At 58.9% G+C, this 18,723-nt stretch carries 29 protein-coding genes; 13 read left to right on the plus strand and 16 right to left on the minus strand.

Annotated features, from left to right (window positions below):
* The first annotated feature begins 240 nt into the window (after positions 1-240).
* The gene (locus SJY13_RS18915) at positions 241-1,044 is read left to right on the plus strand and encodes a glycoside hydrolase family 25 protein (protein WP_085824402.1); all 804 of its coding nucleotides are present in this window, start codon (positions 241-243) and stop codon (positions 1,042-1,044) included.
* Positions 1,045-1,232: 188 nt separating this feature from the next.
* Here the strand turns inward: SJY13_RS18915 and SJY13_RS18920 are convergent, their stop codons facing one another.
* From SJY13_RS18920 to SJY13_RS18975, 12 genes are all read right to left on the minus strand, one after another.
* A complete protein-coding gene (locus SJY13_RS18920) occupies positions 1,233-1,466 on the minus strand; it encodes a hypothetical protein (RefSeq protein WP_377193109.1) in 234 nt (77 codons plus the stop codon).
* A 135-nt stretch (positions 1,467-1,601) separates the two neighbouring features.
* Entirely contained in the window at positions 1,602-2,411 is an 810-nt protein-coding gene (trmD, locus tag SJY13_RS18925) for a tRNA (guanosine(37)-N1)-methyltransferase TrmD (protein WP_377193111.1), read from the minus strand.
* Positions 2,408-3,223, minus strand: a complete 816-nt coding sequence (locus SJY13_RS18930) for a hypothetical protein (RefSeq protein ID WP_377193113.1) — start codon at positions 3,221-3,223, stop codon at positions 2,408-2,410. Before SJY13_RS18930 ends, trmD begins: the two co-directional genes overlap by 4 nt.
* Positions 3,223-3,726, minus strand: coding sequence for a ribosome maturation factor RimM (rimM, locus tag SJY13_RS18935; protein ID WP_377193115.1), 504 nt, complete (start codon positions 3,724-3,726; stop codon positions 3,223-3,225). Before rimM ends, SJY13_RS18930 begins: the two co-directional genes overlap by 1 nt.
* Entirely contained in the window at positions 3,719-3,868 is a 150-nt protein-coding gene (locus SJY13_RS18940) for a hypothetical protein (protein WP_200818612.1), read from the minus strand. The genes rimM and SJY13_RS18940 overlap by 8 nt, the downstream gene beginning before the upstream one ends.
* 3 nt (positions 3,869-3,871) lie before the next feature.
* A complete protein-coding gene (bluB, locus tag SJY13_RS18945) occupies positions 3,872-4,507 on the minus strand; it encodes a 5,6-dimethylbenzimidazole synthase (protein WP_377193117.1) in 636 nt (211 codons plus the stop codon).
* Positions 4,508-4,520: 13 nt separating this feature from the next.
* Positions 4,521-4,910 carry a 30S ribosomal protein S16 gene (gene rpsP / locus SJY13_RS18950; protein WP_377193119.1) on the minus strand — a complete coding sequence of 130 codons (390 nt, stop codon included), beginning with the start codon at positions 4,908-4,910 and terminating at the stop codon, positions 4,521-4,523.
* A 67-nt stretch (positions 4,911-4,977) separates the two neighbouring features.
* Positions 4,978-5,274 carry a chorismate mutase gene (locus SJY13_RS18955; RefSeq protein ID WP_085824409.1) on the minus strand — a complete coding sequence of 99 codons (297 nt, stop codon included), beginning with the start codon at positions 5,272-5,274 and terminating at the stop codon, positions 4,978-4,980.
* Positions 5,271-5,822: a GNAT family N-acetyltransferase gene (locus tag SJY13_RS18960; RefSeq protein WP_377193121.1), complete on the minus strand. Its 552-nt coding sequence runs from the start codon at positions 5,820-5,822 to the stop codon at positions 5,271-5,273. Before SJY13_RS18960 ends, SJY13_RS18955 begins: the two co-directional genes overlap by 4 nt.
* Positions 5,819-6,340, minus strand: coding sequence for a GNAT family N-acetyltransferase (locus SJY13_RS18965; RefSeq protein WP_377193123.1), 522 nt, complete (start codon positions 6,338-6,340; stop codon positions 5,819-5,821). The genes SJY13_RS18960 and SJY13_RS18965 overlap by 4 nt, the downstream gene beginning before the upstream one ends.
* A gap of 1 nt (position 6,341) precedes the next feature.
* Positions 6,342-7,844 (minus strand): signal recognition particle protein, encoded by a 1,503-nt coding sequence (gene ffh / locus SJY13_RS18970; protein ID WP_377193125.1) that lies wholly within the window; start codon positions 7,842-7,844, stop codon positions 6,342-6,344.
* A gap of 161 nt (positions 7,845-8,005) precedes the next feature.
* A complete protein-coding gene (locus SJY13_RS18975) occupies positions 8,006-8,524 on the minus strand; it encodes a DUF3784 domain-containing protein (protein WP_377193127.1) in 519 nt (172 codons plus the stop codon).
* 89 nt (positions 8,525-8,613) lie between these two features.
* On the opposite strand from SJY13_RS18975, the gene SJY13_RS18980 reads away from it, so the two are divergent.
* Positions 8,614-9,144: a prolyl-tRNA synthetase associated domain-containing protein gene (locus tag SJY13_RS18980; RefSeq protein WP_377193129.1), complete on the plus strand. Its 531-nt coding sequence runs from the start codon at positions 8,614-8,616 to the stop codon at positions 9,142-9,144.
* Here the strand turns inward: SJY13_RS18980 and SJY13_RS18985 are convergent, their stop codons facing one another.
* Both SJY13_RS18985 and SJY13_RS18990 read right to left on the minus strand, forming a co-directional pair.
* On the minus strand, positions 9,145-9,885 hold the full coding sequence (locus tag SJY13_RS18985; protein WP_377193131.1) for an aspartate/glutamate racemase family protein: 741 nt from the start codon (positions 9,883-9,885) through the stop codon (positions 9,145-9,147). It abuts the gene before it with no gap.
* A 72-nt stretch (positions 9,886-9,957) separates the two neighbouring features.
* A complete protein-coding gene (locus SJY13_RS18990) occupies positions 9,958-10,539 on the minus strand; it encodes an FMN-dependent NADH-azoreductase (protein WP_377193133.1) in 582 nt (193 codons plus the stop codon).
* 119 nt (positions 10,540-10,658) lie between these two features.
* On the opposite strand from SJY13_RS18990, the gene SJY13_RS18995 reads away from it, so the two are divergent.
* From SJY13_RS18995 to SJY13_RS19010, 4 genes are all read left to right on the plus strand, one after another.
* Entirely contained in the window at positions 10,659-11,537 is an 879-nt protein-coding gene (locus tag SJY13_RS18995; protein ID WP_085824417.1) for a LysR family transcriptional regulator, read from the plus strand.
* The gene (locus SJY13_RS19000) at positions 11,534-12,448 is read left to right on the plus strand and encodes a DMT family transporter (RefSeq protein ID WP_377193135.1); all 915 of its coding nucleotides are present in this window, start codon (positions 11,534-11,536) and stop codon (positions 12,446-12,448) included. The genes SJY13_RS18995 and SJY13_RS19000 overlap by 4 nt, the downstream gene beginning before the upstream one ends.
* A gap of 59 nt (positions 12,449-12,507) precedes the next feature.
* Positions 12,508-12,789, plus strand: a complete 282-nt coding sequence (locus SJY13_RS19005; protein ID WP_377193137.1) for a hypothetical protein — start codon at positions 12,508-12,510, stop codon at positions 12,787-12,789.
* A 95-nt stretch (positions 12,790-12,884) separates the two neighbouring features.
* Entirely contained in the window at positions 12,885-13,298 is a 414-nt protein-coding gene (locus tag SJY13_RS19010; protein WP_377193139.1) for a universal stress protein, read from the plus strand.
* 9 nt (positions 13,299-13,307) lie between these two features.
* Here SJY13_RS19010 and SJY13_RS19015 read toward each other — a convergent pair whose 3' ends face one another.
* Positions 13,308-13,640: an ArsR/SmtB family transcription factor gene (locus SJY13_RS19015; protein WP_085824421.1), complete on the minus strand. Its 333-nt coding sequence runs from the start codon at positions 13,638-13,640 to the stop codon at positions 13,308-13,310.
* A gap of 40 nt (positions 13,641-13,680) precedes the next feature.
* Positions 13,681-13,890: a hypothetical protein gene (locus tag SJY13_RS19020; RefSeq protein ID WP_377193141.1), complete on the minus strand. Its 210-nt coding sequence runs from the start codon at positions 13,888-13,890 to the stop codon at positions 13,681-13,683.
* Positions 13,891-13,995: 105 nt separating this feature from the next.
* Between SJY13_RS19020 and SJY13_RS19025 the strand changes: the two genes are divergently transcribed.
* The 7 genes from SJY13_RS19025 to SJY13_RS19055 all read left to right on the plus strand — a co-directional run bounded on the left by SJY13_RS19025 (position 13,996) and on the right by SJY13_RS19055 (position 18,722).
* Positions 13,996-14,910, plus strand: a complete 915-nt coding sequence (locus SJY13_RS19025) for a LysR substrate-binding domain-containing protein (RefSeq protein WP_377193143.1) — start codon at positions 13,996-13,998, stop codon at positions 14,908-14,910.
* Between the two features lie 184 nt (positions 14,911-15,094).
* Entirely contained in the window at positions 15,095-15,427 is a 333-nt protein-coding gene (locus SJY13_RS19030; RefSeq protein ID WP_377193145.1) for an AtpZ/AtpI family protein, read from the plus strand.
* 2 nt (positions 15,428-15,429) lie between these two features.
* Entirely contained in the window at positions 15,430-16,188 is a 759-nt protein-coding gene (locus SJY13_RS19035) for a F0F1 ATP synthase subunit A (RefSeq protein ID WP_085824425.1), read from the plus strand.
* Positions 16,189-16,236: 48 nt separating this feature from the next.
* Positions 16,237-16,461: a F0F1 ATP synthase subunit C gene (locus SJY13_RS19040; protein WP_005981269.1), complete on the plus strand. Its 225-nt coding sequence runs from the start codon at positions 16,237-16,239 to the stop codon at positions 16,459-16,461.
* Between the two features lie 86 nt (positions 16,462-16,547).
* On the plus strand, positions 16,548-17,099 hold the full coding sequence (locus SJY13_RS19045) for a F0F1 ATP synthase subunit B' (protein ID WP_377193147.1): 552 nt from the start codon (positions 16,548-16,550) through the stop codon (positions 17,097-17,099).
* Between the two features lie 5 nt (positions 17,100-17,104).
* Positions 17,105-17,665, plus strand: coding sequence for a F0F1 ATP synthase subunit B (locus tag SJY13_RS19050; RefSeq protein ID WP_377193149.1), 561 nt, complete (start codon positions 17,105-17,107; stop codon positions 17,663-17,665).
* Between the two features lie 196 nt (positions 17,666-17,861).
* Entirely contained in the window at positions 17,862-18,722 is an 861-nt protein-coding gene (locus tag SJY13_RS19055; protein WP_377193151.1) for a glycosyltransferase family 2 protein, read from the plus strand.
* The last annotated feature ends 1 nt before the right edge of the window (position 18,723 follow it).

The following is an 18,723-nucleotide window of genomic DNA, read 5'->3' on the forward strand; positions in this document are numbered from 1 at the left end:
CAGCCGAAGAAAGCCGGGTGTTGCGCCATGAGGCAAACCAAAACACCGGAGTCGCGACAGGCGCGGCACCGGATTGCGCTGCTTTACGGGCTTTGCGGGCAGGGATCAAGTCTAAATCGCTTTGATTGGCAGGCCGGATGGTAGGTTTTCGCCGCCCTAAAAATCCATCGTTGCCTTGTGGCGTCGATCAGGCATTCTGGGTGGCATAACACGAGCAGAAATTTGAAACAGGAATAGATCATGCGCGCAGCATTGATGTTGGCCGTTCTGGCCTTTGCAACCCTGTCCTGCGGGCGCAGCACCCCGCCGCCCCAAAAGCTGGAGGCGAACGCGTTTTTGGATACCACTGCGCCTTCGGTGATTTTCCCAGCCTTCGGCGACGCCGACCCGCATGACTGGGAGGAACGGCATCCCGGTCACTATCCGGTTCATGGCCTAGACGTGTCGCGATGGCAGGGGCCGATTGATTGGCGCACCGCCAAGGCATCCGGTGTCAGCTTCGTGTTCATCAAGGCGACCGAGGGGGGCGATGTGGCCGATCCGATGTTTGACGACCACCGGCGCGGAGCTCAGGCTGCAGGGGTGCCGTGGGGGGCGTATCACTATTACTATTTCTGCCGTCCTGCCCGGGAGCAGGCGCAGTGGTTCATCGAGAATGTCCCAAAAGGTGCAGACTTGCCGCATGTGCTGGATATGGAATGGACGCCGCATTCCAGGACCTGCACCTTACGCCCCGATGGCCGCACGGTTCGTGCCGAGGCGCAGCGGTTCCTTGATATTCTTGAACGCCATTACGGTCGCAGACCCATCGTCTACACCACGGTGGACTTCTACGCCGACACCGATATCGCACGCCTACCCAAGACCGAGTTTTGGCTGCGGTCTGTGGCCGGTCATCCCCGGCAGGTCTATCCCGGGTCTATATGGCGCTTCTGGCAATATACCGGGACCGGGCTGGTGCCGGGTGTTCAGGGACGCGTGGATATCAACACGTTCAACGGTCAGCCCGATATCTGGGCGCGCTGGAAGGCAAACGCCTACTGAACCGCGGCCAAACCATAGGTTTCGATAACGCCACCGCCGACAAGATGGTCCAGCCTGCGGACCCGCTCTTGTTCTGTCGCGCCCCGCAACCAACTGGTTTCATTGGTAGTTAGATCTCGGCGCTCGAAGCCGCGTTCTGTCAGGCAACGGTCGACCTGATCAATTTCTCCTTGGGTGCGGGATGCGCCCTAAGTGTTATAACCAATAATGGTACCGATTAATGGAGACGTCAGAAGAATGGCTGTTGCGTAGCCGCCAATCACGGCACTGTTGCCGCCAATATCCGCTTCGGCGGAGCAGGCATTCACAGCGATCCGGGCAGAATGCAGATTGTGACCCGCCTGAGTTGGCACTGACATTTCAAGAGGTTTGGTTGTGCAAGCGGACACAGCCACCAGCACGAATGCTAATTTCTTAATCATTATTGTTGCCTGTATTGGTGCAATTTACATTGCAAGGTAGAGGTTTATTTAGATTGAATATTGATCTGAAAAATCCACCACAAGTAGATCACGGTTAAGTTTGAAAACCGTGCCAAGTAAGCCACAGCCCTTGGGTCACCCTTTTTGGTTTTCATTCGATTTCAGGAAGCTATCCCACAGATCGGGCCGTCGTTTGCGTGTGATCTGCTCTGACATTTCGTGGCGCCATTCTGCGATTTTCCCGTGATGGCCTGACATCAGTACATCGGGAATCGGGCGGCCGTTCCATTCCGCCGGGCGGGTGTATTGTGGATGCTCCAACAGACCCGAGGAAAAGCTCTCTTCCTCGGCCGAAGCTTGATTGCCCAGTACGCCGGGGATCAACCGCACCGTTGCATCGATCAAGGCCTGAGCGGCTATCTCGCCACCAGTCATGACGAAATCCCCCAAGGAGACTTCCTGAATTCCGTAATGCTCCAACACCCGTTCATCGACGCCTTCGAACCTGCCACAAAGCAGAGTCATACCGTCACAGCGCGCAAGGTTCTGCATCATCTGCTGGTCCATCCGGCGACCGCGCGGGCTGAGGTAGATCAGTGGCCAGTTGCCCTGAATGCCTGCCATCGTGTGTTCAATCGCCTCGCCCAACACATCTGCGCGCAGCACCATGCCGGCGCCACCACCGGCGGGCGTGTCATCCACATTGCGATGCTTGCCGACACCGAATTGGCGCAGATCGACAGTTTCCATCTGCCACAGCCCCTCTTGCAGAGCCTTGCCGGTCAGGCTTTCGCCCAGAACGCCGGGGAAGGCGGACGGAAACAAGGTGATGATCTTTGCCTTCCATACCCCGTGCAGATCGGGCGTGGGCGACATCAATTCGCGTGGTTTGAGCGTCGGGCGGATCGCCTTGCGACCATGGGATTTACCAGGTGTGTCAGTCATGTCGTGCCGATCAGTACGTCTTTGGCGCGGTCAATAACCGCGGCTTTTTGTTCCACCAGAGCGGCCTCATCCAAGCGCGAGCGGTTGAGGTCCAGCAACAGGGTCAGAACATCTTCGGGCAGTCTGTTATTGACCCTGGTCGGCGGCACCAGACCTTTGGCTTTGTCCCGGGGCAGGTCGAGAAACTCGGCAAACGGAGTGCCGGGCCCATAGCGGCGCAGCTGTAACTCTTCCAGCCATTCCGAGGTCACGGTGACCGAGGGCAGCCTGTCCCTGATCTGGTTCAGCGTGTCTTCCAGCGCGGGCAGGTGATCCATGTTTGACCGGAACGTCTCAAAGTCCTGAACCTGACGTATGCGTTCCAAATCGTGGGCCCACAGGCTGCGCAACCAGCCGCCGCGCTGGCGCAGAGAGAGATAGATGGTGATCTCGACGTCCTGCCCGGTAAACCGATGGCGGATTGCGTCGACCATACAGGCCGCAAGCTCTGGCGCGGCCGCATAACCCTGTTCGATGTTGCGGCTGGGGCGCAGGCCCGCAAAGTTCTCTTCGCTAATGATCAGCCCACGTTTGTCGCCAAAATCGAGCGTATCCAGAAAAGCGTGCATCTGGGTGCCGAATTCGGACAGTGTCCCTACTGTGCCATAGACGGAATGGCTGGTGGCGGCCCGTGACAGGCCGGAATTGCGGGTGCGATAGGGCAGCACCAATGCAAAATGTGGCCAGATTAGCTCGCGGTTTTCGTACAGAAAAGACTGCGCCGCAGTGGTGCCTGTTTTGTGCAGGCCCAGATGCAGCAGGACGCGGCGCATCAGATCAGCCCTTCGGGTGGATCGGCGATGACGCGGCCCTTGTCCAGATCGACGGTTGGCACGGCCTCTTGCGTGAAAGGCAGCAAAACCGTGGCTTTCAGGCCCGGACCATGAAGTTCCAGCAAATCTGCGGCGCCGTGATTTTGCACCGATTTGACCCGGCCCAGCAGCGTACCGCCGGTGTCATAAACCTCAAGCCCGATCAGGTCAGTGTGATAAAACTCGTCATCAGGCAGCGACGGCAACTGGTCGCGTCGCGCAAACAGGCGCAGCCCGTTGATGGCGTCGGCCTGCTCTTTGGTTTCAATCCCACCCAGACGCGCGGCAAAGCCATTTTTGATCGGGCGGGTCAGAACCAACGGATAACGTTCTTTGCCGGCCTCGTCTGTCAGGGGCGAGTAGGTCTCGATATCCTCTGGGATCGCGCAAAAGCTCTTGAGCCGCACTTCACCACGCACTCCGTAAGAGCCCGCAATGCTGCCTACGCAAATCAGATCAGTCATTTGGCCCTTCCGTCGTTACACATAGCCCGTCCTGCCAGTCGCCACGCGTGGCACAGGCCTCGCGCTGGTTGCTGCGTTCAAAGAACACGCCCACAATAAAGGCGATCAGCAGCAGGATGGGAAGTCGTATCAATCCAAACACGGGTTATCGCACCTCAATGGGCAAAGCTGTGTCGCGGTTTTCCCAGCCGACACGCTCCAATTCGGGCGTGTCTGACAGCTCTTCCGGCCAGCCGATGCAGAAATAGCCAATCAGGCGCCAATCGTCCGGAACATCCAGGTCGTGTGCCATCTGGTCGGGGTCCAGAATGGACACCCAGCCCATCCCCAGCCCTTCGGTCCGCAAGGCCAGCCAAATAAGGGTAATGGCCGAAACCACCGAATAGCGTCGCATCTCGGGCATTGTGCCGGCACCCAGACCTTGCCCCTTTTCGGTGGCATCGTCGCAGAACACCGCCAGTTGCACTGGGGCTTCCTGCATGCCTGTCAGCTTGAGATTGCTATACAGCGCGGCTTTCTCACCGGAATAGCCGGTCAGTGCTTCTGAATTGGCAATCTGAAAATTCTCAAGTGCGGCAGCACGGGCCGCCTCACTTTCGACGCGGATCACGCGCCAGGGTTCGCTCAGCCCCACGGAAGGGGCCAGTCGAAACGCGTCGAGGCAGCGCGTCAGCACTGCCTCGTCCACAGGATCGGTGCGAAACCGGCGCACATCGCGCCGGAGCCGCATCAACAGATCGAACTGCGTGCGAAAATCGTCGGTGAAAGCCTGATCTCGCACAGCAATCGCCTGCTTACTCTTCTGCGGTCGCTTCTTCAGCTGGAGCAGCAGCCGCTTCGGCCGCAGCAGCAGCTTTGGCCGCTTTCTCTTCCACGCGCTCTTGGGCTTTCTTGCCCGGCGCACCCTTGTTGGGGTTGTTGCGCTCGGCTTTGTCACGGGTGCCTGCAGCCTCGAGCATGCGTGCGATCCGGTCTGTAGGCTGTGCGCCCTGATCCAGCCAGTACTGAACGCGCTCAACATTCATTTTCACGCGCTCTTCGCTGTCTTTCGGCAGCAGCGGGTTATAGGTACCCAGCTTTTCGATGAAACGGCCGTCGCGCGGCATACGGCTGTCAGCCGCAACAATGCGATAGAAGGGACGTTTTTTTGAGCCGCCGCGGGCGAGACGAATTTTCATAGCCATGGTGGTATCTCCTTTGAATGGCATCACGCCAGAGGCGTGTCTTTTGGTTGAGCCGGCATGCGCCCGGCTATTTCTGGTGTTTCTTGTGGTGTCGGATGACTTCCTGAATGATGAAATTCAGAAAAGCCTTGGCAAAGTCGGGGTCCAAATCGGCCTCTTTCGCCAGGTCTTCAAGCCGTTCAATCTGTGCGGCTTCGCGCGACGGATCGGACGGGGGAAGGTCGTGTGTGGCCTTAAGCTTGCCAACGGCCTGCGTATGCTTGAACCGCTCACCCAGCGTATAGACAAGGATCGCGTCCAGCCGGTCGATGCTTTCGCGATGGTTTTTCAACAACGTCGCAGCCTGCGTCACGGGGTTGGTCATTGGCCAGTCCTTTCGGTGGTCAAAGCAGGGGTCTTTACGTCGATCCGCGGGTGCCGCCAGATCTGGCAGGGCGTGCCCATCACCTCACCGTCACGCTCGTATGTGGCGCCCAGACGTTCGGCCAACGCGCGCGAGCGGGTGTTGTTGTGCGCGACATAAGATATCGGGCTATTCACGCCCAGTTTCCGAGCCGAATAGGCGCGCGCAGCATCAGCCGCCTCAAAGGCGATGCCTTTGCCCTCAAACGCGTCCAGAATGGTCCAACCCAGCTCGGGCTCGTCCCATCCGGGTGCGTTGATGATGCCGGTCCAGCCAGCGAATGTACCGCTGGCCTTCTCGACTATATGCCAGCCGCCATAGCCCAGGGTGGCCCAGTGACCGAACCGTCCCATCAGGGACCGCCAGCATTCCATCGCCGTTTTGGGGCCGCCGACCAAATGGCTGCGCTCGGTTTCGAAAAACGCAGTCATCGCGGGCAGATCGTCCAGGTGCGGAGCTCGCAGGATCAGGCGTTCGGTTTCAACTGTGGGGATGATGTACGACGTCATGCCACGTCCACCCGTGGCAGCTCGAACACATCGCGCGCAACCCCATCAGGGAATGTCTCGCGGTCGATCTTGCGCCCGCCCAACCGTTCCGCAAGGCGGCGCGCCGGCAGATTTTCGTCTCGCATGTGGGTTTCGACCGATGACCAGCCAAGCGTGTCATAAGCCCATTCAATAATCGCACGGCTTGCCTCGGTCGCAATTCCTTGGCCGCGCGCGTCAGGCATCAGCCACCAGGTCAGCTCATGACGGGGCCAATGATCAGGATGGGCCAATCCGCATCCGCCGATCACCTCGGTTTCACCGGTCCGGCGCAGCAACCACATTCCGAACGCCTTGGTTTGCCAGTGCTCGATATTGGCTTGCAGGATTTCTCTGACCTCATCGTCGCTGCGCCCGCCACGATACCCGCCAACGGCGACGTCTGACACGGCATAAAACGCCTGATACGCGCCGAAATCATCGGGCGTCGGCGCAGTCAACGTCAGCCGAGCTGTGGTTATGATGGGGGCGCTGGTCACGTTACTTCTTCTTGCCAAATCCGCTGAGCCCCGGGGGCAGGGCCATGCCGCCGCCCATGCCGGGCATGCCACCGCGACCACCCATTGCCTTGGCCGCAGCTTCCAGCGCCTTGGGGTCCATACCGCCGGCCATATCCTCGGGCGAGGGGCCGCCCTTGCCGAACATGCCCTTCATGGCCTGTTTCAGCATCTTGCCTTTGCCCATCTTGCCCATCTTCTTCATCATGTCCGACATCTGCCGGTGCATTTTCAGCAGCTTGTTGAGGTCGCTGACCTCCATCCCGGACCCGGCGGCAATCCGTTTCTTGCGGCTGGCCTGCAGCAGTTGCGGGTTGGCGCGTTCGCGTTTGGTCATCGACTGGATCAATGCGATCTGGCGCTTGAGCACCTTGTCGTCCATGCCAGCTTCTTCGACCTGCTTGGCCATCTTGCCCATGCCCGGCATCATGCCCATCATGCCCTGCATGCCGCCCATCTGGATCATCTGTTCCAGCTGCATCTTCAGGTCGTTCATGTTGAACTGACCTTTGACCATGCGCTTCATCATGCGCTCGGTCTGTTCGATCTCCATCGTTTCCTGGGCCTTTTCGACCAAGGCCACGATGTCGCCCATGCCCAGAATACGACCGGCGATCCGGTCCGGCTCGAACGTTTCAAGCGCGTCCATCTTTTCGCCTAGACCGACAAAGCGGATGGGCTTGCCAGTGACCGCGCGCATCGACAGCGCCGCACCGCCGCGCCCGTCCCCGTCCATCCGGGTCAGGACCACGCCCGAGATACCAACCTTGGCCTCGAATTCCTCGGCCACTTCAACAGCGACCTGGCCGGTCAGGCCATCGACCACCAACAGGGTTTCACGCGGGTCAACCGCGTTGCGGACCTGCTCGACTTCACCCATCAGCACTTCGTCGATGTGCAAACGGCCTGCGGTATCCAGCATGTAGACGTCATAGCCGCCCAGCGTCGCCTGTTGCTTGGCGCGTTTGGCGATATCGACAGGTTTCTGTCCCGGCACGATCGGCAGGGTATCCACGCCGACCTGTGTGCCCAGAACGGCCAACTGATCCATCGCCGCCGGGCGGTAGACGTCCAGCGAGGCCATCAGGACCTTTTTGCCTTCTTTTTCTTTCAGACGTTTGGCCAGTTTCCCGGTTGTGGTCGTCTTACCCGACCCCTGCAGGCCGACCATCAGGATCGGAGCAGGCGGGTTGTCGATCTTCAGAACGCCGGGGTCTTCCTCGCCGCGCAGCACCTCGACCAGCGTGTCATGCACGATCTTGACGACCTGCTGGCCGGGTGTGATCGACTTGGTGACAGCCTGACCGGTGGCCTGATCCTGAACCTTTTTGACGAATTCACGGGCAACCGGCAGCGAAACGTCAGCCTCAAGCAGGGCCACGCGCACTTCGCGCAGGGCGGTCTTGACGTCTTCCTCGGAAAGCGCGCCCTGTTTGGTCAGCCGGTCAAAGACGCCAGAGAGGCGTTCGGATAGATTTTCAAACATGCCTGCGGCCTCCTTAGCCGGTTTTGATGTGGCGCTTCTCAGATAAGAAACACCGGTTAAATACGCAATTGCCCCCACGGGCGAAACTCGCTGGTGGGGGGCGATCCCTGAACAACTCAAGGGACCGGAAGATCAGATGCTTCCGGATGTTGCGGTGGCATTTAGGCTGATTGGCTGTCCGAGTCAACCTTGTCTGCGGTCAACCAGTCATTGATGGCATCAACCAGCCGCGCGGTGTCCGATCCTTTGGTGTATCGGGTCACGATGGGATGGCGCCCGGCGCTCATCCCCTGGTCCAACACCAGAACCGGCCGGTGCTGATTAGGGGCAAGAAAAGACCCCTTGGGCAATGTGCTTTCAACTTCGGCGTGGGACAGCTCGGTCAGGGGATGTTCGATGGCCTCATATCCGAAAATGGACTTTTCGCGGATTTCGAGGGTTTGCGTTGCGCGATCGAAAATGACCAGAACGCGCCTGACAAACTTGTGGAACGTCCAAAACCCGAAAGCGCCACCGCCGATGATCAAGACCAGCCCGTAGATCATGAACCTGCCTCCGGCGAGCGTGAGGATCAGGCCCAACGCGATGAAAATCACGGTGTTGAAGGCAAACAGAACTCCGTAAAACCAAGGTATATCAGTGAGGATCAACTGGGTCGGAGTATTGCGTGCGATTTTCATGGGCACACTCTAGCAGTGCAGCCTGGACATGTCTCGCGCTTGAAATCCCGCGCCCGTTGCGCGATGAGCGCCCCAGACAGGAGGACCCCATGGACGCATCATCCGCTTTTCAGGACACGTTGCCGCTCAGTTCCGACGCGCTGCTGGCGCAGTTGGATGACTGGGGGCTGGCCTATCGGCTACACAGCCATGAGCCGCTGCGCACGGTCACGGACGCCAAAGCGGTCGAGGATCAGTTCATGGTGCCCGGCGAGAATGCATTGCGCCTCAAGAACCTCTATTTGCGCGACAAGAAAAAGCGGAACTATCTGGTGACGCTGGAACAAAGCCGCGACATTGACCTCAAGGCGCTGGGCGCCGAGTTGGGCGTCGGCAGCCTGTCCTTTGGCTCGGCGGATCGGCTGTTGCAAAACCTCGGCATCCGCCCCGGCGCGGTCAGCCCGCTGGCGATGATCAACGGCGTCCCGAACGACGTGCAGTTCTTCATGGACAGCGCGGCGCAACGGGCGGACATGATCTATATGCACCCGCTGGTGAATGACCGGACCGTGGCCATGACACGCGACGACTTGCTGTCGTTCTTTGACCGGATCGGTTGTGCAGTGAGCTGGCTGCCGTAGTCAGCCCTCAAGCGCCTCTTTCAGGGCTGCGGCGACATGCGCGGCGGAGGGGTTGATGAACAGATGTTCATCGGCCTCGAACACCGGGTCATCCAGATGATCGGGGAAGGCCAGTGGTAGCTCGGTGCAGGCCAGCAGGATTGCAGTGCCGGGCGCTGCATGTTTGGCGCAGAAAGCCAGCAACCGGGCGCGGGCAGTGTCCGAAGCCCCTCCATAGAAATCACTGTCGATCATTGCCTGCATTTCGGAGATCTCAGTGTCAGGCAATCGGTCATTCGCCCGGATATCGATTTCCGCCAGCCGATCCGAATAGTTGGTGGCCTGCATCGTGACGGTTGTGCCCAACACCAGCGCCGTGACGGCACCGGTTGAGGCGGTGACCTCAGCGGTTGCGTCGAAGATACTGAGAATGGGCATTGTGACCCCTTGTCGGATCGCGTGCAGCCGCGCATGAGGGGTATTCGACGCGATTATGGCGAAATCGCAATCTGCGCGTTGCAGCGTCATCAGCGCCTCGCGGAATACCGCATCGAAATCGGCCCAGCTGGCCTCATCTCCGGCCACGCCGCGCAAGGCGCGGGTTTTGGCCTGGGTGACGGATTCAATAGTCATGGGTGGGATCGGCAGAGGGGATCCGTGCCCGCGTTGGGCGAAATGACGCCCCGCACCCTGGGCAATCGCCCGATAATAATCCACGGTCGAGGCCCAGCCCACGCCGCCCAGAATGCCGATCTTTTTCATCGTAAACGCCCAGTCTGACAAACCCTGTTCGGGCTCAGACTGGACGTTTCGCGCCTTAAAGGCCAGAGATGATCAGGCCGCCAGTTCCGAGACTGCCTTGTGGGCGTTGCTCAGCGCGGCCTCGGCATCCAGCGCCATCTGGTCGGCGGCGACGATGTCGACATCCTGAATGCCGATAAAGCCCAGCACGTGCTTTGCATAACTGGTGGTAAAGTCGACCTCGGACCCGACTGCAGTGCCGCCCGACGCGATGGCCAGCACGGCGCGCTTGCCCTCCAGCAGGCCTTTGGGGCCATCTTCGTTGTAGGAAAAGGTCAGGCCAACCCGGGCGACCAGATCGATCCAGGCCTTAAAGGCGGCGGGCACCGAAAAATTGTAGATTGGCAGGCCAATCACAATGGTGTCGGCCTTCTGCAACTCGGCCACCAGTTCATCCGACAAGGCCAGCTGATCGCGCTGAACCGCGTCGCGTTGATCGGCGGGGGTGAAGTTGGCGTTGATCCAGTCTTCGGTCAGCAAAGGCAGCGGGACCGCAAGATCCCGACGGATGATGCGCCCCGCCTCCAGATGTTTGACGATCCGGTCCGAGAGGTCGCGGCTTGTAGATCCTTCGCGGCGGGCTGAGGCGTCGATATGCAGTATGGTTCTGGTCATGTCAGGGGCTCCTTTGGCTGTGGAATTCGTGTCTGGTACCAATATGAATGTTGCGTGAGCGAACAAAACTCTGTTAAGTCAACATCCATTGTTAGAATTTGCACAGTGGAACAGATGCGATGGACAATTGGGACGAGGTAAAGACCGCCTATCAGGTGGCACGTATGGGAACCGTCAGCGGTGCGGCCGAGGTTCTGGGCGTTCACCACGCCACCGTTATCCGCCACATTGACGCCATCGAGGCGCGGCTGGCCGTCAAGCTGTTCCAGCGCCACGCGCGCGGCTATACGCCCACCGAAGCAGGTGAGGATCTGCTGCGTGTGGCGCAGGCCACCGAGGATCAGTTCAATCAGTTGGTGGGTCGGATGAAAGGGCGCGGAGACGATGTCTCGGGCGAATTGGTTGTCACTTCTCTGGGCTCATTGGCGCCGCTGGTCGTGCCTACGCTCAGCGCGTTTCAAAAGTCGCATCCAGACCTGATTGTGCGCTATCTGACCGGTGATCGTCTGTTCCGCCTTGAATATGGCGAAGCGCATGTGGCCATTCGCGCGGGCTCGGCCCCCGACCAGCCGGACAATGTGGTTCAGCCCTTTATCACACAAGAGGTCGGTCTTTACGCCAGCAAGGATTACATTGACCGCCACGGTAAACCGTCGGGGATTGATGATTTCGCCGGCCACTATTTTGTAGGCACTGATGATGAAAACAGCCGTGCGCCGTTTTCGCGCTGGTTGCGTGGGGCCGTTCCGTCTGAGCAGATCACTTTTCGCTGCACCAACAACTTCTGCATTCGCGAAGCCGTCCTTTCGGGCGCCGGGATCGGCTTTATGGCTCGGTGGGAGGCCGCCCGCGATCCCAACCTGATTGAAGTGATCGAGCCCTTACCGGAATGGTTCGGCAACCTGTGGTTGGTTACTCATGTGGATTTGCACCGCACCACCAAGGTTCAGGCGTTTCTGAGCTTTCTTAAGGAACAGTCCAGGGGCTGGCTGCCGTGAGCCCTCAGGCCCGTGGCCATCTGGCCATGCTTGCCTTTTCGGCGCTGGTTGCGGGCAGCTTTTCACTGGGGGCGCAAATCGCCAACCAAATCACACCCGAGGCGATCACGGCGGCGCGTTTTGCCATCGCCTCTGTGGTGATCGGGGGCGCGGCGTTGGTGACAACCGGTTTGCCGCGCAGCGCAGCGCAGGCGCCGTGGCGCTATGTGGTTTTGGGCGGTCTGTTTGCTACCTATTTCGTGCTGATGTTCCACGGGCTCAAGACTGCGCCACCGGTCAGTGCCGCCGCCGTTTTCACTCTGACGCCGATCATGTCTGCCATCGCGGGGTGGGTGTTGCTGCGGCAGATCACGACGCCGCGTATGGCTTTTGCCCTGACCGTTGGCGCGGCAGGCGCGTTGTGGGTGATTTTCCGCGCCGACTGGCAGGCGCTCACCGCCTTTGAGATCGGTGGCGGTGAGATCATCTATTTCTGGGGCTGTGTGGCCCATGCGATCTATACTCCGATGGTGCGCAAACTGAACCGGGGTGAACCTGCTGTGGTGTTTACCTTTGGAACGTTGGTGGCAGGGTGTATTCTGCTGACCCTGTACGGGTGGTCCGACATCCGCGCGACGGATTGGGCCAACCTGCCGCTGATCGTTTGGGTCGGGTTGCTGTATGTCTCGATCTTTGCCACGGCGATCAGTTTCGTGCTGGTGCAATTCGCAACCTTGCGGCTGCCCTCAGCCAAGGTCATGGCCTATACCTATCTGACGCCCACTTGGGTGATCCTGTGGGAGGTTGCGCTGGGCCAACCAACTCCCGCGCTACTGGTCGGGTTTGGCGCAGTTTTGACTGTTGTGGCCCTGGTTCTGCTGCTGAAGACCGAAGATCAGCCGCTTAGTGCACCGAACCCTCTGGCCGAATGACGCTTGCTTTCAGCGTAGATTGTGCCAGCTTCGGCCCAAGGCAACGCAGGATAAAGACGATGAGATCAGCACTATTCCTTACTGTTGCAGTTGCCCTGTCAGCCTGCAATCAGCCTAGCCCCGCCAACACGGTTACCGAGGTCGAATTGCAGGGCAGTTGTGAGGCGTTGGTCTCGGCAGAGACGGGTGTCCGTCCCGATGATGTTTCGGCGATTTCGACTCAGATCCAACCTTCGGGATCGGTAACAACCCTGTCTGTCGCCGGGGCACAGGCACTTTGGTTGTGCCGAGCGGATCCGTTCGGCGTGATCACCGGTGTTGAATACAGCCAGGAAGGTTAAGCTCTACGCGGCCGGCGCGCTATGTACCCTTGAGGCAGATCAAGGCACGCAGGCTCTCTTTCTTTTACCTTTAGGCAAGGGAAAAGGAGGAACCCATGTTCAGCCACATCATGTTTCCAGTCGATCTGCATTTACCACCCGAGGTGCGTCGGGCCGCCGAGGTCGCCGCAGAGGTTGCCAAATGGCAAAGCGCCAAGATTACGGTGGTCAGCGTAACCGGAAGCCAGCCCGGGGATCCCGTGCAAACACATGCGGCGATAAACAAAGAACTCAGCGCCTTTACCGAACATCTGGCCAAAGACAGTGGGGTCGAGGTTGATTGCCGCAATATCCACTCGGTCGATGTTGCGGCTGAAGTCGACAGCGCTCTGAACCATGCCGCCGAAGAGATCGGAGCTGATCTGATTGTCGTCGGGACACATGCACCACGGATCACCGATTACATCTTTTCCAGCCACGCGGGATACCTGGTCAAACACTCGAAGGTTTCGGTGTTCGCAGTTCGGTGACACCAGGCCCTAGTCGTCTGCTGCTGGCAGTTCAACTTCCAAAAACCGCTCGAACGCATCCAGATTGACCGGTTCGAACTGCCCAAAGCCCTGCATCCAGACCGACGCCGCGCGCAGGGCGTCGGGTTCCAGCTTGCACCATTTCACCCGCCCGCGTTTTTCCTGACTGATCAAACCCGCTTTGGTCAGGATGACCAGATGCTTTGAGATCGCCGCCAGCGACATCTCGAACGGGTCCGCAACATCCGTCACGGCCATGTCATCCTCAAGCAGCATTGCCAGAATGGCGCGGCGGGTGGGGTCGGCCAGGGCCGCGAATACGATGTCCAGCTGGTCAGTCATGGCCAAGACATAATCGTTTGCGACCGGCGCGGAAAGAGTGTCAGAGCATCGGGTGGCGCATGTTTTGCGACGGCAGCCGCAGGTAAAGGCGCGCACGGTCGCTCTCTGACAGACCGATGTCCCGGGCCATTCGGTCGGTCGGGGGCAGGGGAGTCGGCTGCGGGCCGCGCTTTGGCGCGATCATGACGTCGAAGATATGTTTTAAAAACAGACGTAAAAATTGCGTCTTCTGTCTTTGAGCTTGTTCCATGACTTATACGCCTTTGCTTATTTCAAAAGCATTTTGTCAAAAAACCAGAGGCGTATCAAAATCAATTACTTGACGATATATGTCTGAAAATTGCACATATTGAACATGGCGCGCCTGTTACCCCCTTTAAATGCCCTGAAAGCTTTTGAGGCGGCGGGGCGGCACGAAAGCTTCAGCCGCGCGGCTGAGGAACTGAACGTCAGCCACTCTGCGATCAGCCGCCATGTGCGCGGGCTTGAGGATAATCTGGGGGCCTCGCTGTTTCGCGATCTGCCGCGCGGGGTCGAACTGACCCTTGAAGGGCATGCCTTGCTGACCCGCATCACCGCCGCATTGGACGAAGTGGCGGCGGCGACGGAAATGGCCCGCCAACAGCCCCAAGGCGTGATCACTGTCAGTTGCGAGCCGTTGTTCGCCCAGAAATTCCTGATCCCCCGCCTGTCCAGTTTCTATGCCGCCTTCCCTCAGATCGAGTTGCGGATCGAAGCAAGCCGCGCCTTGGCCGATGTCGCGCGCCATGAGGCTGATCTGGCCATTCGCTTTGCCCATCAGGGCAGTCTCAGCGTGCCGTCCGATCTGCTTAGCGATGCCCCCCTGTATCCCTATGCTGCGCCGATGCTGTGTCCCGGCGGTTGGAACGATCCGGCACAGCTGCTGGGCCACCGTCTTTACCGGGACCGATCTGGCGACCTCTGGCCACAATGGGCGGGATTGGCGGGAATTGCGCTTCCCGACGGCCACTCCGGGGCGTGGCGCATGGAAACCGGTTTGGCGCTTGAGGCGACCCTGCACGGGCAGGGTGTGTTCCTCGGGTCGCAGGATTGTGTGCTCGACGATTTGAGTGCCGGGCGTCTGATCCGATGCTTCCCAATCGGCTTTCGGGATGGGTGCTTCAGGCTCGTTCTGGGTGCTGGGTCTGCGCGCCGTAAATCCATCAACGCCTTTCGCGGATGGCTTCTGGATGAGACCGCGCTGCTGCGGGGGATGCCGATTGACGGGAATGATCAACCATTTGGTTGAATATGCGGATTCTGCTGATTTGCATCAACCTGTCGGGATGGGGCGAATTTCAGGCAATACGAAGATTGATAAATTTACATCAAATACAGTTACTTAGCCTGCGTCAATTCAGGCACCCAACGCCGTTGACTCTGTGCCCTGCGCGCCTTAGCACCATGCCCAAGACTGTACGAGGGAAACGCCCGTGACCGATGATGACCAAAAGCAGCGTATGGCGCAGCTGGAGGCCAAGATCGCGGCGACAAAAAAGGCTCAAAAGCCCGAGACCCGTGCAGACGCCGACTTTTCCGGGGGCGAGCTTGCCTGGCGAATGGTCATCGAAATGGTTTCCGGTCTTGGGATCGGATTTGGCATCGGATACGGGCTGGACAGTCTGTTCGGGACGATCCCGATCTTTCTGGTGCTGTTTACATTGCTGGGCCTGGTCGCCGGAGTGAAGGTTATGCTCCGCAGCGCACAACAGGCTCAAGAGAAACAAACGGCGGCCGAGGCCACCGATAAGGACGAGAGGGACTGAACGTGGCAAGCGAGACCACCGCAGCAGAAGGCAGCAGCCTGGTTTTCCATCCGATGGATCAGTTCATCGTCAAGCCGCTTTTTGGCGACGGTGCAATTGCCTGGTATACGCCGACGAACGTGACCCTGTGGCTGTTTCTGGCGATTGCCGCGGTCTTTGCCCTGCTGGTGCTCAGCACCTCCAAGCGCGCTATCGTGCCGACCCGGATGCAATCGGTGGCTGAACTGGCTTACGGCTTTGTCTACAAGATGCTCGAAGACATCTGCGGCAAGGATGGGGTCAAATACTTCCCCTATGTCATGACCCTGTTCATGTTCATCGTCTGCGCCAACTTCCTGGGCCTGATCCCGACGTCCTTCACCACAACATCGCATTTCGCCGTGACCATCCCGCTGGCGCTGGCCGTGTTCCTGACCGTCACCATTCTGGGTTTCGTCAAGAATGGTGCTGCGTTCCTGGGTCTGTTCTGGGTGTCCAGCGCGCCTTTGGCACTGCGCCCCGTTCTGGCGATCATCGAGCTGATCTCGTACTTTGTACGTCCCGTCAGCCACTCCATTCGTCTTGCCGGTAACGTTATGGCCGGTCACGCCGTGATCAAGGTTTTCGCAGGTTTTGCCGCGATCGCCGTGATCTCGCCCGTGTCCGTTCTGGCGATCACCGCAATGTACGGCCTCGAGGTCCTGGTGGCCTTCATTCAGGCCTACGTCTTCACCATTCTGACCTGCGTTTATCTGAAAGATGCGCTGCATCCTTCGCACTAAGGTCTGATAACCCAACATCGAAACTTCCAATTCGTAAGGAGAAACATCATGGAAGGCGATCTCGCACACATCGGCGCAGGCCTGGCAGCAATCGGTTCCGGCGCAGCCGCAATCGGGGTGGGCAACGTAGCAGGCAACTTCCTGGCCGGCGCCCTTCGCAACCCTTCAGCGGCTGCATCGCAGACCGCGACCCTGTTCATCGGTATCGCATTTGCAGAAGCCCTGGGGATCTTTGCATTCCTGGTCTCGCTGCTGCTGATGTTCGCCGTCTAATCTGCGGAACCTGATCCTTACGCACGGGTGGGCCCAAGCCATAGCGGCCCACCTGTTGTAAAGACAACGTTCCGACGGAGGACATCATGGCGACTGAACCCATTTCAGAAGAAGTAGTTGGCACATGCGTCGACTCCCATGGCTCTGCCATTGGGATGCCGCAGCTCTGCTTCGATTGGTTCCCCAACCAGATATTCTGGCTGGTTATCACGCTGGTCGTCATCTTTCTGGTCCTGTCCCGCGTGGCTCTGCCGCGTATCGCGGCAATCTTGGCGGAACGTCAGGGGACCATTACAAATGACCTGGCTGCGGCCGAAGATCTGAAGGCCAAAGCGGTCGAGGCTGAAGAGGCCTATAACAAAGCGCTGGCTGATGCCCGTGCCGAGGCACAGCGTATTGCCGCCGAAGCTCGTGCCGAAATCCAGTCTGGTCTGGATGACGCGATTGCTCTGGCAGACGCGGAAATCGCGGCCAAAGCGGCTGAATCGGAAAAGGCAATTGCCGACATCCGTGCCAGTGCGCTGGACAGCATTCAGGTGGTTGCCAAGGATACGGCGGCTGAACTGGTCACTGCGCTGGGGGGCGAGGCGGATGCCGATGCCGTTTCCGGTGCCGTAGACGCTCAGATGAAGGGATAAGTGACATGCGGAATACTCTTGCTCTTATCCTGACCCTGGGCGCGGCCAGCCCTGCATTCGCCGCAAGCGGGCCGTTCTTTTCGCTGGGCAACACCGACTTTGTGGTGCTGCTGGGCTTCATCGTTTTCATCGCGGTCCTGTTCTATTTCAAGGTTCCGGGCATGATCGGTGGTGCGCTGGACACCCGTGCCGAGGGCATCAAGTCCGAATTGGACGAAGCCCGTGCCCTGCATGAAGAAGCGCGCAGTCTGCTGGCGTCGTACGAGCGCAAGCAGCGCGAAGTTCAGACTCAGGCAGACGCCATTGTCGCGGCGGCCAAAGACGACGCCGCACTGGCGGCGGAACAGGCCAAAGCTGATCTGGAACAATCCATCGCACGCCGTCTGGCGGCCGCAAAGGATCAGATCGCGTCGGCCGAGGCATCGGCGGTTAGGGAAGTCCGTGATCAGGCCATCACCGTTGCCGTTTCGGCAGCGAATGCGGTTCTGGCCAAGCAGATGACTGCTGCACATGCGAACAAGCTGATCAACTCAGCGATTGCCGACGTAGGTGAAAAGCTGCACTAAGCATTTGGTGTGAGCCAAGTATTAAGCAACCCGGCAGAACCCTGCCGGGTTTGCTGTTTTTAGTGGCTGATCTGCACAACGTTAACCGTGACGCTTTTGCCCCCTGTTGCCTGATCGGGCAAATAAGATAAGCTCGACCGATACTTGCTTGCCGCCGACCAATTTACGGCCAGGGTGATTTTATGATGGGACTGCCATGACTGACCTGCCAATGATCAGTGTCGTGATTCCGAATTTGAATTGCGCCGACTTTTTGGAACGCACAATCAAATCCGTGCTGGAACAAGAGTATCCTAACCTGGACCTGATCCTTGCGGATGGAGGCAGCACTGACAGTTCAATGGATATCGTGGCGCGGTACCGCGATGCGTTTTCTCACGTGATCTCGGAGCCGGATACCGGGCAGGCCAATGCTTTGAACAAAGGGTTTGCCCTTTCGCGCGGCGAGGTGATGGGTTGGATCAATTCCGATGACAAACTGATGCCTGGCGGGTTGTCGGTTGTTGGGTCCTTGTTTGCGCTTAACAAGGATATTGAATGGCTGACCGGCCGGATGACCTGTATCGACGAGCAGGATAACTTGCTCAGCATCCGGCGGCCCAAGGTTGTTTCACGCGCCCGATTTTTGGCTGGCGACTATCAGTGGGTTCAGCAGGAATCGACCTATTGGCGTCGTAGCCTGTGGGAATGCGCAGGTGCCAAGTTTGACGAGTCACTCAAACTGGCAGTTGATGGCGAGCTATGGCTGCGCTTTTCGCGTCATGCCGAGCTGTTGCCGGTACATGCGCAGATTGGTGCATTCCGTTTTCGCGAAGGTCAGCGATCCGAAGCGATGGAAGAGTATAATGCCGAGATGCTCGAGGCGATCCGGTGCGAACGGCGCCTGGAAAGCAACGCGGACGAGCTGATGCGGTCCATTCTCGATATGCCGGTGGCGTTGCGCAATCGCTCAGAGGCCGAAGGCAGTTTCCCGGATCTCAGCGCCGTGGACCCCCAACCGTTGAAACGTCTGGACATGTGGATGCATGGCGTAATGCGGATTTTCCACGGCATCTAAA

The sequence above is a fragment of the Ruegeria meonggei genome (assembly GCF_042768335.1).
GTDB classification, from domain to species: Bacteria; Pseudomonadota; Alphaproteobacteria; order Rhodobacterales; family Rhodobacteraceae; genus Ruegeria; species Ruegeria meonggei.

What these genes read in the sequence shown, in the direction of transcription:
- SJY13_RS19025 (WP_377193143.1), top strand. Translation starts at nt 13,996, where the DNA reads ATGGCGCGCCTGTTACCCCCTTTAAATGCCCTGAAAGCTTTTGAGGCG.
- SJY13_RS18995 (WP_085824417.1), top strand. Translation starts at nt 10,659, where the DNA reads ATGGACAATTGGGACGAGGTAAAGACCGCCTATCAGGTGGCACGTATG.
- SJY13_RS19040 (WP_005981269.1), top strand. Translation starts at nt 16,237, where the DNA reads ATGGAAGGCGATCTCGCACACATCGGCGCAGGCCTGGCAGCAATCGGT.
- SJY13_RS18920 (WP_377193109.1), bottom strand. Translation starts at nt 1,466, where the DNA reads ATGATTAAGAAATTAGCATTCGTGCTGGTGGCTGTGTCCGCTTGCACA.
- SJY13_RS18985 (WP_377193131.1), bottom strand. Translation starts at nt 9,885, where the DNA reads ATGAAAAAGATCGGCATTCTGGGCGGCGTGGGCTGGGCCTCGACCGTG.
- SJY13_RS18930 (WP_377193113.1), bottom strand. Translation starts at nt 3,223, where the DNA reads ATGCGCCGCGTCCTGCTGCATCTGGGCCTGCACAAAACAGGCACCACT.
- SJY13_RS18980 (WP_377193129.1), top strand. Translation starts at nt 8,614, where the DNA reads ATGGACGCATCATCCGCTTTTCAGGACACGTTGCCGCTCAGTTCCGAC.
- rimM (WP_377193115.1), bottom strand. Translation starts at nt 3,726, where the DNA reads ATGACTGATCTGATTTGCGTAGGCAGCATTGCGGGCTCTTACGGAGTG.
- SJY13_RS18975 (WP_377193127.1), bottom strand. Translation starts at nt 8,524, where the DNA reads ATGAAAATCGCACGCAATACTCCGACCCAGTTGATCCTCACTGATATA.
- trmD (WP_377193111.1), bottom strand. Translation starts at nt 2,411, where the DNA reads ATGACTGACACACCTGGTAAATCCCATGGTCGCAAGGCGATCCGCCCG.
- SJY13_RS19005 (WP_377193137.1), top strand. Translation starts at nt 12,508, where the DNA reads ATGAGATCAGCACTATTCCTTACTGTTGCAGTTGCCCTGTCAGCCTGC.
- SJY13_RS18955 (WP_085824409.1), bottom strand. Translation starts at nt 5,274, where the DNA reads ATGACCAACCCCGTGACGCAGGCTGCGACGTTGTTGAAAAACCATCGC.
- SJY13_RS19020 (WP_377193141.1), bottom strand. Translation starts at nt 13,890, where the DNA reads ATGGAACAAGCTCAAAGACAGAAGACGCAATTTTTACGTCTGTTTTTA.
- SJY13_RS19055 (WP_377193151.1), top strand. Translation starts at nt 17,862, where the DNA reads ATGACTGACCTGCCAATGATCAGTGTCGTGATTCCGAATTTGAATTGC.
- SJY13_RS19015 (WP_085824421.1), bottom strand. Translation starts at nt 13,640, where the DNA reads ATGACTGACCAGCTGGACATCGTATTCGCGGCCCTGGCCGACCCCACC.
- SJY13_RS18990 (WP_377193133.1), bottom strand. Translation starts at nt 10,539, where the DNA reads ATGACCAGAACCATACTGCATATCGACGCCTCAGCCCGCCGCGAAGGA.
- ffh (WP_377193125.1), bottom strand. Translation starts at nt 7,844, where the DNA reads ATGTTTGAAAATCTATCCGAACGCCTCTCTGGCGTCTTTGACCGGCTG.
- SJY13_RS18915 (WP_085824402.1), top strand. Translation starts at nt 241, where the DNA reads ATGCGCGCAGCATTGATGTTGGCCGTTCTGGCCTTTGCAACCCTGTCC.
- SJY13_RS19050 (WP_377193149.1), top strand. Translation starts at nt 17,105, where the DNA reads ATGCGGAATACTCTTGCTCTTATCCTGACCCTGGGCGCGGCCAGCCCT.
- SJY13_RS18960 (WP_377193121.1), bottom strand. Translation starts at nt 5,822, where the DNA reads ATGACGTCGTACATCATCCCCACAGTTGAAACCGAACGCCTGATCCTG.
- SJY13_RS19010 (WP_377193139.1), top strand. Translation starts at nt 12,885, where the DNA reads ATGTTCAGCCACATCATGTTTCCAGTCGATCTGCATTTACCACCCGAG.
- SJY13_RS19045 (WP_377193147.1), top strand. Translation starts at nt 16,548, where the DNA reads ATGGCGACTGAACCCATTTCAGAAGAAGTAGTTGGCACATGCGTCGAC.
- rpsP (WP_377193119.1), bottom strand. Translation starts at nt 4,910, where the DNA reads ATGGCTATGAAAATTCGTCTCGCCCGCGGCGGCTCAAAAAAACGTCCC.